The organism is Streptomyces tricolor, from assembly GCF_002155905.1.
In the GTDB taxonomy this organism is placed as follows: Bacteria; Actinomycetota; Actinomycetes; order Streptomycetales; family Streptomycetaceae; genus Streptomyces; species Streptomyces tricolor.
The window spans coordinates 1-11564 of record NZ_MUMF01000284.1; the positions used below are offsets into that span (position 1 = coordinate 1).

Annotated in this window: 10 protein-coding genes; 5 read left to right on the forward strand and 5 right to left on the reverse strand. The window is 72.1% G+C overall.

The features are described 5' to 3' along the window. On the forward strand, positions 1-1563 hold a 1563-nt coding region (locus tag CCN44_RS20920; RefSeq protein ID WP_086698542.1), incomplete at its 5' end, for a hypothetical protein. 4 nt (positions 1564-1567) lie between these two features. Here CCN44_RS20920 and CCN44_RS20925 read toward each other — a convergent pair. Then, on the reverse strand, positions 1568-2407 hold the full coding sequence (locus tag CCN44_RS20925; protein WP_059250655.1) for a hypothetical protein: 840 nt from the start codon (positions 2405-2407) through the stop codon (positions 1568-1570). Between the two features lie 78 nt (positions 2408-2485). Between CCN44_RS20925 and CCN44_RS20930 the strand changes: the two genes are divergently transcribed. From CCN44_RS20930 to CCN44_RS20940, 3 genes are all read left to right on the forward strand, one after another. Beyond that, on the forward strand, positions 2486-3274 hold the full coding sequence (locus tag CCN44_RS20930) for an SDR family oxidoreductase (protein WP_059250653.1): 789 nt from the start codon (positions 2486-2488) through the stop codon (positions 3272-3274). 104 nt (positions 3275-3378) lie between these two features. After that, positions 3379-4191 carry a hypothetical protein gene (locus tag CCN44_RS20935; protein ID WP_086698543.1) on the forward strand — a complete coding sequence of 271 codons (813 nt, stop codon included), beginning with the start codon at positions 3379-3381 and terminating at the stop codon, positions 4189-4191. Between the two features lie 131 nt (positions 4192-4322). Continuing rightward, the gene (locus tag CCN44_RS20940; RefSeq protein WP_086698544.1) at positions 4323-5879 is read left to right on the forward strand and encodes a sodium:solute symporter family protein; all 1557 of its coding nucleotides are present in this window, start codon (positions 4323-4325) and stop codon (positions 5877-5879) included. Between the two features lie 100 nt (positions 5880-5979). Here the strand turns inward: CCN44_RS20940 and CCN44_RS20945 are convergent, their stop codons facing one another. Beyond that, positions 5980-7095 carry an ADP-ribosylglycohydrolase family protein gene (locus CCN44_RS20945; protein WP_086698545.1) on the reverse strand — a complete coding sequence of 372 codons (1116 nt, stop codon included), beginning with the start codon at positions 7093-7095 and terminating at the stop codon, positions 5980-5982. A 139-nt stretch (positions 7096-7234) separates the two neighbouring features. On the opposite strand from CCN44_RS20945, the gene CCN44_RS20950 reads away from it, so the two are divergent. Continuing rightward, on the forward strand, positions 7235-7741 hold the full coding sequence (locus CCN44_RS20950) for a DUF2165 domain-containing protein (protein WP_086698546.1): 507 nt from the start codon (positions 7235-7237) through the stop codon (positions 7739-7741). Here the strand turns inward: CCN44_RS20950 and CCN44_RS20955 are convergent. The 3 genes from CCN44_RS20955 to CCN44_RS20965 form a co-directional block, all read right to left on the reverse strand. After that, entirely contained in the window at positions 7734-8297 is a 564-nt protein-coding gene (locus tag CCN44_RS20955) for a hypothetical protein (RefSeq protein ID WP_086698547.1), read from the reverse strand. The two genes, CCN44_RS20950 and CCN44_RS20955, sit on opposite strands and share 8 nt — an antisense overlap. Before the next feature lie 90 nt (positions 8298-8387). Further along, positions 8388-10973 (reverse strand): bifunctional FO biosynthesis protein CofGH, encoded by a 2586-nt coding sequence (locus tag CCN44_RS20960; protein WP_086698548.1) that lies wholly within the window; start codon positions 10971-10973, stop codon positions 8388-8390. A 24-nt stretch (positions 10974-10997) separates the two neighbouring features. Next, positions 10998-11564, reverse strand: a 567-nt coding sequence (locus CCN44_RS20965) for an LLM class flavin-dependent oxidoreductase (RefSeq protein WP_143649886.1), incomplete at its 5' end; no start/stop codon positions are given.

Here is an 11564-nt window from a genome sequence, read left to right on the forward strand (position 1 = left end):
GGCGATCTCGCGGCGCAGGACGCGTGGGCGGAGTTCGTCGGCCGGCACCCGGACTCGGCGTACAACCTCGCCTGGTACGGGGGCATGCACCCCGTGTCGTACAGCGTGGTGTCGCCGTATCTGATGTCGGTCCTCGGCGTCCGTACGACGATGATGATCGCCGGGACGGTGTCGGCGGGCCTGCTGACGCTGGTGCTGATCCGCAGCCGGGCGGTGAGGAACCCGCTGTGGGCCGCGCTCGCCGGGGTCTTCGCGCTCATCTGCAACGCGATCTCCGGCCGGGTCACCTTCGGGCTCGGCACCATGTTCGCGCTCGGCGCGGTCGCGGCCGTGTTCTGCTGGCCGTACCGGTGGCGGTACAAGCGCTGGGCGAAGGCTCTGGTCGCCGCCCCGCTGGCCGCGCTGGCCACGATGGCCTCGCCGGTCGCGGGGCTGTTCGTGGGCCTGGTCGCGGTCGCGCTGTTCCTGCAGAAGCGGCGGCCGGGCGCGTGGGCGCTGGGGCTCGCGCCGTCCGCGGTGGTCGCGGTGTCGGCCTGGCTGTTCCCGTTCTCCGGCACCCAGCCGATGGGCTTCGGCTCGGTGGTCCTGCCGCTGCTGTACGGACTGCTGTGCCTGTTCCTGGTGCCGAAGGAGTGGGTGACCGTCCGGCTGACGGCCGCCGTCTACAGCCTCGGCGTGGTCCTGGTGTGGCTGATCAGCTCGCAGATCGGGTCCAACATCTCGCGGCTGCCGATGCTGTTCGCGGGCGCCACTCTGATCGCGGTCCTGCCGTACACCGTGCCGAAGACCCGCAAGTGGTACGTGACCGTGCTGGCGTTCCTCGGCTTCGTCGGCTGGATCGGCTTCAAGTCGGTCGACGACATCATCCACACGGCGGGGGCCGCGTCCCTGTCCCGCGAGCTGGCACCGCTGGTCAACGAGCTCCAGGAGGTCGGCGCGGCGAAGGGCCGCGTCGAGGTGGTCCCGGCCCGCTCGCACCGCGAGGCCTCCGGGCTCGCGCCGTACGTCAACCTGGCCCGCGGCTGGAACCGGCAGGCCGACATGGAGCGCAACCCGCTCTTCTACGACGACACCCTCAACTCGGCGAACTACCACGAGTGGCTCCAGCGGTGGGCCGTGCACTTCGTGGTGCTGCCCAAGGGCGAACCGGACGGGGACGGCGGCCAGCGCGAGCGGCAGCTGCTGCGGCGCGGACTGCCGTACCTGAAGCAGATCTGGGGCGACGCCAACTGGCAGCTGTTCAAGATGACCGACCCCACGCCGCTCGCCGAGCCGAACGCGGTGGTGGACCGGGCCGAGCAGGGCGAGATGACGCTGCGGGTGAGCAAGGCCGGGCGGATCCTGATACGGATCCCGTACTCGCCGTGGCTGAGCGTCGTCGACGAGCACGGCAAGAGCCAGCCCTACGAGAAGACCAAGGCGTGCCTGATGGCGACGCCGGAGGACGTCGAGGGGGACAAGTGGACCGTGCTGCACGCGCCGAAGCCCGGGACGTACCGGGTGGCCGCGCCGTACCAGCTGCCGCGCGGCACGCCCTGCCCCGCCGAGCTGAAGCAGCCGTGACGGTTCAGCGGAGCCGGTCGACGTAGGTGTCCGTGCCCGGCACCGTCGGGACGAACGGTGCCGCCAGCTCCACCCGGCCCAGCCCGGAGGCGGCCACCTGCTCGTCCAGGCCGGTGAAGTGCTCCGCCCAGCACTCCCGCGGGTCCCGTTCCAGGAACCACAGCAGCGTCAGCCGGGTGTTCACGCCCTCGACCTGCTGGACGTAGGTCATGCGGTCGCCCGGCAGCGGGGTCGGGCGGAAGACCGTGACCAGCGCGGCCGGGGAGCCGGCGAGGCGGCGCGGGAGGTGCCGGGCGGACAGCCACTCCAGCAGTCCGGCCCGCTGCTCCGGGGAGTCGGTGTCGATCACCTCCAGGACCAGGCCCGCGTAGGGGTGGTCGAGGGCGTGGAAGTCCCGCGGCCCGGCGGCGCCGTCCCGGTACACCGTCGTCTCGTGGTCCTGGAAGGCCGTGAAGACGTGGGTACGGGCGTGGTGGACGCGGGCGTCCCGGTTGAGGCGCTTGTTGATGGCGACCGTCCACCTCATGTGGTCGTCGTAGCGGCCGGCGGTGATCCAGTAGGTGGAGAGGTAGCAGCCGGCGGTGACCGGCCGGGCGACCGCCGACTTCTCCGGGTAGCGCAGGAGTTGCAGTTCCCGGGTCGCCACCCAGCGGCGGCCCGCGTACATCCAGGGCATGGCCATGGCGCCGGCGTAGTAGTGGTCGTCCTCGTACCAGCGGTTGTACGCGTACTCGTGGCCGGGGTGCGGCTCGACCATGGTGATCAGGGCATGGCCGGGGCGGACGCCGTACGGGCCCACGGCGGCCAGCTCGGCGTACCGCTCGCTGCGGGTGTCCTCGCTCATGCGGTTCCCCTTTCCTGCGGTCGCCCATACTCTGACGGCCCGTCAGACAAAGCGCCAGGGTTCGTACGGGAGGCCGCCATGCCGCTGCTCGCGGGCAGGACCGTCGTCGTCTCCGGGGTCGGCGCCGGGCTCGGCCACCGGGTCGCCGCCGCCGTGGTGCGGGACGGCGGGAACGCCGTCCTGGGCGCCCGTACGGAGGCGAACCTCGCCAGATGCGCGGCGGACATCGATCCGGACGGCACACGCACGGCGTACCGGGCGGCCGACATCACCGACGAGGGGCAGTGCGAGGCGCTGGCGGCGCTGGCGCGGGAGCGGTTCGGCGGGATCGACGCGGTGGTGCACGTGGCCGCCTTCGACACGTACTTCGGCGGGCTGGCGGACGCCGACTTCACGACCTGGCAGGCGGTCCTCGACGTGAACCTGCTGGGGACGCTGCGGATGACCCGGGCCTGCCTGCCGGCGCTGCGGGCGCGCGGGGGCGGGTCGGTGGTGTTCATCGGGACGCAGTCGGCCGTGGCCGCGCCCTCGCAGGTCAGGCAGGCCGCGTACGCCGCCTCGAAGGGGGCGCTGACCAGTGCGATGTATGCGCTGGCGCGGGAGCTGGGGCCGGACCGGATCCGGGTGAACACCGTGCTGCCGGGCTGGATGTGGGGGCCGCCGGTGCAGGCCTACGTGCGGTTCACCGCGCGCAGCGAGGGGGTGGCGGAGGACGTGGTGCTGGGGCGACTGACCGAGCGGATGGCCCTGCCGGAGCCGGCGACGGACGGGGACGTGGCGGACGCGGCGGTGTTCCTCGCCTCCGACCGGGCGCGGGCGATCACGGGGCAGTCGCTGCTCGTGAACGCCGGGGAGCTGATGAGGTAGGCCGGTTTTCGCCGTCACCCATGTCGGTGACTTTGTGTGTTCGTTTGTGTGCGTGAGGGATGCCGGCCTTGACGTTCTCGCCCGCTCGATCACCTGAAGTCACCATGGGCCGTCTTCGACCGGCCGCGCTCGGCACCGCCGGCACCCTCTGCGCCACCGCCCTGTGCACCGGGGCCGGCGCCGACCCGCCGCAGGCGCGGCTGCGCGCCCCGCACACCATCACGGTGGGGCGCTCCTCGACCGTGGCTCCCCATTCCGGGATCGACGTCAACGTCCCGTGCCAGTCGCCCGAGCAGAGTTCCGGCGGCGGCGTCCGGACCACGGGCGGCGGAGTCCTCATCACCGCCTCCTGGTCCCTGGCCGGCTGGGACGCCGAGGTCTGCAACGAGTCCAACAGCCCGCAGACGGTCACCCCCGTGGCGATCTGCACCCCGCAGCGCCACACCCGCCGGTCGAGCATCCCGTCCGTGCGGGTACCGGCGGGGCAGTCGGGGCTCGCCCGGGCGTCCTGTCCCGCCGGCACGGTGTCCACCGGCGGCGGGAACATCGGCGGCCCCCGAGGAGCGAGCCGGTTGTACGTGAGCCGGTCGTCCGACCCCGGCAGCGGCGAATGGGGCGTCCAGGCCTTCCACCACTCGGCGTTCGAGCAGACCATCGCCACCCAGGTGGTGTGCACCGACACGCCCCACAGCGCGCGGTCCAGCCTCGGCACCACGCTGGGCCACGGGTTCACGGGCACCGCTCACGTCGAGTGCCCCGACGCCGGCGAGGTGCCGACCGGGGGCGGCGGGCTCGGCAACCCCGACGTGCAGTTCAACGAGTCGTATCCGACGAGCACGGGGTGGACCGTGCGTGCCACGAACAAGGGCGGCCGGCCGTTCACGTTCTTCGCCCGCGTCATCTGCACCCGCCCCTGATCCCCCGCGGCGGCCGACCAGTCGGGGCTGTTCACTCACCTGAACGGAAGTCACCACAACGAACGATTTTACCGTGACTTGACCTTCCCCTTGCTTGTCGTGTTCATGTGAGCAGACCCACGATCGGGCACATGAACAGTCTCGACTGGGCCGTGCTCATCGGCTACTTCGGTGTGATGGTCGCGATCGGCGTCTGGTCGCACAAGCGCGTCGACAACGTCTCCGACTTCTTCACGGCCGGCGGCAAGATGCCCTGGTGGCTCTCCGGCATCTCGCACCACATGTCGGGCTACAGCGCCGTGATGTTCACCGGGTACGCGGGCATCGCCTACACCTACGGCGTCACCTCCTTCATCACCTGGTCCTTCCCCATCGCACTCGGTATCGCCATCGGGTCGAAGCTGTTCGCGCCGCGCATCAACCGACTGCGCTCCCGGCTCCATGTGGCCTCCCCGCTGGAGTACCTGAGGAACCGTTACAACCTGACGACGCAGCAGGCGCTCGCCTGGTCCGGGATGCTGCTGAAGATCGTGGACGTGGGCGCCAAGTGGGCGGCGATCGCCACCCTGCTGTCGGTGTTCACCGGCGTCTCGCTGAACCAGGGCATCCTCATCACCGGCGCGATCACCGCCGTCTACTGCACGATCGGCGGGCTGTGGGCGGACGCGCTCACCGAACTCGGGCAGTTCATCATCCAGTTGCTGGCCGGCCTGTCGATGTTCGTCGCGGTCGTGGTGAAACTGAACGACAAGGACATCGGCTTCCTCGGCGCCTGGGACGAACCCGCGCTGCAGGGCCACGGCAAGCCGCTGGTCGGCCCGTACAGCACGGTGTTCCTGCTGGCGTTCCTGTTCATCAAGCTCTTCGAGTACAACGGCGGCATGCTCAACCAGGCCCAGCGCTACATGGCCACCGGCAGCGCCCACGAGGCCGAGCGCTCGGCCCGGCTGTCGGCGGTCCTCTGGCTGGTCTGGCCGGTGATCCTGTTCTTCCCGATGTGGATGTCCCCGCTGCTGGTCCACGCGGAGAAGCCGGACGGCTCCGACTCCTACGCCCTGATGACCGAACAGCTGCTGCCGCACGGCCTGCTGGGCCTGGTCATCGTCGGGTTCTTCTCGCACACCATGGCGATGTGCTCCTCCGACGCGAACGCCATCGCGGCCGTCTTCACCCGGGACTGCGCGCCGGTGATCTGGGCGAGGGCACGGGCCTGGAGCGACCGTTCCGGGCTGATCGCGGCCCGGGTCACGACGGTCGTCTTCCTCGGCCTGTCGATGGCGGTCGCGACGCAGGTCAACTCGCCCGCCTTCAAGGACATCATCACGGTCGTCATCAAGTGGGTGGCCGGTCTGATGGGGCCGATCGCGATCCCCATGATGCTCGGTCTGCTCCGCCCGTTCCGGCGCTCCGGTCCGACGGCGGCGCTCGTCAGCTGGGGGGCGGGCCTGCTGGCCTTCTGGCTGGTCAACTACCCGATCAGCTGGCAGATCGACGGTGGCGTCCCGCTCCAGTACCAGGTCTCGGTCCCACTCGCGGTCTCCCTGGTGCTGTACGTCCTCATCGGCTACCTGAAGCCGGAGGACACGCCGGAGCGGCTGGCGGTCATCGAGAAGGTCAACACCGACGGTGACGCCGCGCGGGCTGTGCCGGTGCGGGCAGGTGCGGGGGACGACGTGGTGGCGCCGTAGGGGGTGCTGCCGGTTCGTCGCGTGCGGGTCGTGCGTGGCCGGCCGCGCCCACCCGGCACAGCCGCACCCGGATAACGGCCCCGCGCCCCTTCGGGGGCGCTCACGCCCGCGGGTATCTCGCCAGCCAGCCCGGGGACGAGCCCGCCGGGCCGTGCAGGGCGGGACCCTGGGTCATCTCCATGGCGAAGTCGTCGGCCAGTTCCAGCATCGTGGGGCGGCCCTCCAGTTCGGCCAGCCAGGCCGGGGGGAGGGCCGTCTCGCCGTGCAGGGCGCCGAGGAGACCGCCGGTGAGGGTGCCCGCGGCGGCGGAGGGGCCGCTCTGGTTCACCGCCAGGCACAGCCCGTGCCGTACGTCCTCCCCCACCAGCGCGCAATACACGGCCGCGGCCAGCAGCCCGTCCGCCGTGCCGTCGCCGGCCAGCTCCTCCACCCGGGCCGGTGTCGGTATCCCCTGCCGTACCGCGCCCAGGGCGTGCTGGAGGGCGTCGGAGACCGGCTGGTGGCCGGGGCGGACGGCGAGCAGGGCGAGGGCCCGCTGCACGGCGCCGTCCAGGCTGTCGCCCCGGGCCAGCGCGTGCACGATCACGGCGTACGCGCCCGCCGACAGGTAGGCGATGGGGTGGCCGTGGGACTGCGCCGCGCACTCCACGGCCAGTTGGACGACGAGTTGGGGTTCCCAGCCGACCAGGAGGCCGAAGGGCGCGGAGCGGGCCACCGCCTCCGGGCCCAGCTCGTCCGGGTTCTTCGGGGACTCCAGCGTGCCCATGGTGGCGTCGCCGAAGCCGATGAGCAGCGCGCGGGTCGGGTCCCGGCGGGCGTACAGCCATTCCTCGCGGGCCAGCCACCCGTCGTCCTTGCGGCGTTCGTCGGGCCCCCAGTCCCGCTGGGTGGCCGCCCAGCGCAGATAGGCCCGGTGCAGATCGGTCGGCGGATGCCAGGCGCCGGTGTCGCGGCGCACCTGGGCGCGTATCAGCCCGTCCACGGTGAACAGGGTCAGCTGAGTGTGGTGGGTGACGGTGCCGCGCCGCCCGTGGCCGAAGGCCAGGTCCAGCAGCCCCTCGCCGCCGTACGCGGTCCGGATCTCGTCCAGGGACAGGGAGTCGGCGGGCCCGCCCAGCGCGTCGCCCACCGCGGCGCCGAGCAGCGTGCCGCGCACCCTGCTGCGGAAGTCCTGTTGCTCGGCACGGCCCCAGACGGCACCGGATGTCGCCCCCACCAGACCTCCCCACGGCACCGACCGTCTGTACGACGCCCAGCACTGTAATCGACCGGGAACGGTCCGTTCAGTGGTCCCCGGCCGGATTCTGGCGCAATGCGTACGGCGAAGCGGGGCGGCCACCGGGGAGAATCCAGCCATGACCACCACCCCCACGCGCCACACCGGCCACAGCCTTGCCGCCGGTGTGCTCACCGGCATACTCGCCCTGTACATCGCCCTGGTCGCCCTCGGGAACATCACCGACTTCGGGACGAACCAGCAGTTCGTACGGCATGTGCTGGCGATGGACACGACGTTCCGGGACGACGACCTGATGTGGCGGGCCGTCACCAGCACCGCGCTCCAGGACACCGCCTACGTCCTGATCATCGCGTGGGAGACGGCGGCCGCCCTGCTCCTGATCTGGGGGACCTGGCTGTGGGCGCGGCGGGATCACGACCGTGCCCGGCGGCTGTCCACCTACGGTCTGCTGATGCTCCTGCTGCTCTTCGGCGCCGGGTTCATCGCGATCGGCGGCGAGTGGTTCGCGATGTGGCAGTCGAAGTCGTGGAACGGCCTGGACGCCGCGACCCGGATCTTCCTGCTGGCCGGAGTGGCGCTGGTCGTCAACCAGTTGCCGTCCGGCCGCCGGGACGCTAGTTGACGACCGCCACCCGCGTGCCCTGGTCGCCGAAGGCCCACAGGGCGGCCCCGTCCTGCTTGTGCAGGCGGATGCCGCCCAGCTTCTGACCGTTCGCCGGGGGCGGGGAGGCGCCGTCCAGGGCGTTGGAGAAGGCCACGTTCACGCCGTCCACCTTGGTGAAGTACATGACGTGCTCGATCTCCACGCCGTCCGAGCCCTTGAGGGACTGGGTGCGCAGCGTGATCGAGTAGCGGCCGGGCTGCGGGCTCACCGTGCCCGGCCACACGGTGAACGTGCGGATCGGCTTGCCGGTCGCGTCGACCAGCCAGACCCGCTTCGCGCCGAGCGAGTACACGATCCGGCGCCCCTCGCCGGACCGGTCCGGCAGGGCGGGCACTTTCGGCGTCTCCGGGGTGAGGGACGCGTGCGGGGTCGCGGACGCCGACGCGCTGGGTGTGACGACGGCGGCCGCGGGACGCGGCCCGTGGTCCGCCTGTACGGCGAGGGCGACGACGACCGCGGTCGCCCCCGCCGTCAGACCGGTGACCCAGGCCCACGAGGGCAGTCGGGCAGCCACGGGACGCATCTCCTCCGCTACGGGTCCCCTTCTCGGCACAGGGGTCGGATCATCGTACTCAGTTCCGGCGAGGGCCCGTCCGGAGAGGGCTCAGTCCAGGACCGGCAGCAGATCCGGCAGGTGCCCGTCGGACGCCTGTGCCGCCCGCTGCCGCTCCTCGGGGACCGCGCCGTACAGCGTGGTGCGCGGCTTCGCGGGGCGGCCGGCCGCCTCGGCGACCGCGACCAGGTCACGGACCGACTTGTACGAGCCGTAGGAGGAGCCCGCCATGCGGGAGATGGTCTCCTCCATCAGCGTCCCGCCCAGGTCGTTCGCGCCGGAGCGGAGCATCTCCGCCGCCCCCTCGGTGCCCAGTTTCACCCAGCTCGTCTGGATGTTGGGGATCCAGGGGTGGAGCAGGAGGCGGGCCATCGCCGTCACCGCCCGGTTGTCCCGCATCGTCGGACCCGGACGCGCGATCCCCGCCAGGTACACCGGCGCGTTCGTGTGGATGAACGGCAGCGTCACGAACTCGGTGAAGCCGCCCGTCTCCCGCTGGATCCGGGCCAGCGTGCGCAGATGACCGAGCCAGTGCCGGGGCTGGTCCACATGCCCGTACATCATCGTGGACGAGGAGCGGATGCCCAGCTCGTGCGCGGTCGTGATCACCTCGATCCAGGTGGCCGTGGGCAGCTTGCCCTTGGTCAGCACCCAGCGCACCTCGTCGTCCAGGATCTCCGCCGCCGTCCCGGGGACGGAGTCCAGACCGGCCTCCTTGGCGGCGGTGAGCCACTCCCGGATCGACATCCCGGTCCTGGTCGCGCCGTTCACCACCTCCATCGGGGAGAAGGCGTGCACGTGCATGCCCGGGACGCGCTCCTTGACCGCCCGGGCGATGTCGAAGTACGCGGTGCCCGGCAGGTCCGGGTGGATCCCGCCCTGCATGCACACCTCGACCGCGCCCACGTCCCACGCCTGCTGCGCGCGGTCCGCGACCTGCTCCAGCGAGAGCGTGTACGCGTCCGCGTCCGTGCGGCGCTGGGCGAAGGCGCAGAACCGGCAGCCGGTGTAGCAGACGTTGGTGAAGTTGATGTTGCGGGTGACGATGTAGGTGACGTCGTCGCCGACCGCGGCCCTGCGGACGTCGTCGGCCACCCGGCACAGCGCGTCCAGCGCCGGGCCGTCCGCGTGCAGCAGGGCGAGGGCCTCGGCGTCGGTCAGCCGGGTCGGGTCGTCGGCCGCCGTGCGCAGCGCCTCGCGGACGTCGGCGTCGATGCGCTCCGGGGCCATGCCGGGGGCCGCCGCCTCGCGCAGGGCCTCCCAGTCGCCGTACACCTCGTCGAAGTCGGCGCGCCGGTCGCCGGTCCGGCCCTCGGTGTCGATGGAGGTGTGCAGATCGGTGCGGCCGGTGGCGGTGAAGACCTCCTCCGGCTCCTGCCAGGGCCGGCCCCGGACCGGGGCGTCCGGGAGGGCGAGGCCCGTCTCGGGGTCGGCGAGGGCGGACACGTGCGGGCGCAGCCGCGGGTCCAGCCAGGGTTCGCCGCGGCGGACGAACTCCGGGTACACGCAGAGGCGTTCGCGCAGCTCGAAGCCGGCGGCCCGGGAGCGCGCGGTGAGTTCCTCGATCTGCGGCCAGGGGCGTTCGGGGTTGACATGGTCGATGGTCAGCGGGGAGACCCCGCCCCAGTCGTCGATGCCGGCGCCGATCAGCCGCTCGTACTCGCTGTCGACCAGGTTCGGCGGGGCCTGGAGGCAGGCCGACGGGCCCATGATGTGCCGGGCGACGGCCACCGTGGCGACCAGGTCGTCCAGTTCGGCGTCCGGCATGCCGCGCATCGCCGTGTCCGGCTTGGCGCGGAAGTTCTGGATGATCAGCTCCTGGATGCCGTGGTAGGCGCGGGCGATCTTCCGCAGCGCGAACAGCGACTCCGCGCGCTCCTCGTACGTCTCGCCGATGCCGATGAGCAGTCCGGAGGTGAAGGGGACGGAGGAGCGGCCGGCGTCCTCCAGCACCCGCAGCCGGACGGCGGGTTCCTTGTCCGGTGAGCCGAAGTGCGGGCCGCCCGGCTCGGACCACAGCCGGGTCGCGGTCGTCTCCAGCATCATGCCCATGGACGGGGCTACGGGCTTGAGCCGCTGGAAGTCCGTCCACGTCATGACGCCCGGGTTGAGGTGGGGCAGCAGGCCCGTCTCCTCCAGGATGCGGATGGAGACGGCCCGGACGTAGGCGATGGTGTCGTCGTAGCCGTGCGCGTCGAGCCACTCGCGCGCCTCCGGCCACCGGTCCTCGGGCTTGTCGCCGAGGGTGATCAGGGCTTCCTTGCAGCCGAGGGCGGCACCCTTGCGGGCGATGTCCAGTACCTCGTCGGGGGACAGGAACATCCCGTGCCCGGCACGCCGCAGCTTGCCGGGCACGGTGGCGAAGGTGCAGTAGTGGCACTTGTCCCGGCACAGCCGGGTGAGGGGGATGAAGACGCTCTTCGAGTACGTGATGACGCCGGGCCTGCCCGCCGCCTCCAGGCCCGCGTCCCGCACCCGGGCGGCGGAGGCGGCGAGGTCGGTCAGGTCCTCACCGCGTGCCTGGAGGAGCACCGCCGCCTCGGCGACGTCGAGGGCGACGCCGTCCCGGGCGCGTTTGAGGGCGCGACGCATGGAGTTCTCGGTCGGGCCGGTTCCGGAGGTCGCGGAAGTCGTCATCCCTTGAGCATACGTTCGCGCTGATCACGGCTGCGGGGTGCCGCCCGTGACGAGGGGGGCGCAGGCGTCGAGCGCGCGCAGCACCTCCGCCTCCCCGGCGGGCGGCAGCTGCACCACGACCTCCTCGATGCCCAGTTCGGCGTAGTGGGCGAGCTTGCCGGGGGTGGGCTGGACGGCGTACGGGACGATCTGGAGGGCGGCCGGGTCGCGGCCGGCGTCCGCCCACACCGAGCGCAGCACGGGCAGCGACGCGGTGAGCCCGCGCCCGCCGATGGGCAGCCAGCCGTCGGCGTACTCGGCGATGTGCGCGAACAGTTTGGGTCCGGCGGCCCCGCCGACGAGGGTGCGGGGGCCGACGACCGGGCCGCGCGGCTCCTGCACGGGCTTGGGGTGGGCGAGGCTGGCCCGTACGCTGCCGAACTCCCCTTCGTAGGCGGTGGGTTTCTCCGACCACAGCGCCTGCATCAGCCGCACCCGGTCCCGGACCAGGTCGCGGCGGGTGCGCCAGGAGACGCCGTGGTCGGCGGCCTCCTCCACGTTCCAGCCGTAGCCGAGGCCGAGGGTGAAACGCCCGCCGGACAGGTGGTCGAG

Coding starts and splice junctions, on each gene's coding strand:
- CCN44_RS20950 (WP_086698546.1), top strand. CDS start 7,235: ATGACCACCACCCCCACGCGCCACACCGGCCACAGCCTTGCCGCCGGT.
- CCN44_RS20930 (WP_059250653.1), top strand. CDS start 2,486: ATGCCGCTGCTCGCGGGCAGGACCGTCGTCGTCTCCGGGGTCGGCGCC.
- CCN44_RS20935 (WP_086698543.1), top strand. CDS start 3,379: ATGGGCCGTCTTCGACCGGCCGCGCTCGGCACCGCCGGCACCCTCTGC.
- CCN44_RS20925 (WP_059250655.1), bottom strand. CDS start 2,407: ATGAGCGAGGACACCCGCAGCGAGCGGTACGCCGAGCTGGCCGCCGTG.
- CCN44_RS20960 (WP_086698548.1), bottom strand. CDS start 10,973: ATGACGACTTCCGCGACCTCCGGAACCGGCCCGACCGAGAACTCCATG.
- CCN44_RS20940 (WP_086698544.1), top strand. CDS start 4,323: ATGAACAGTCTCGACTGGGCCGTGCTCATCGGCTACTTCGGTGTGATG.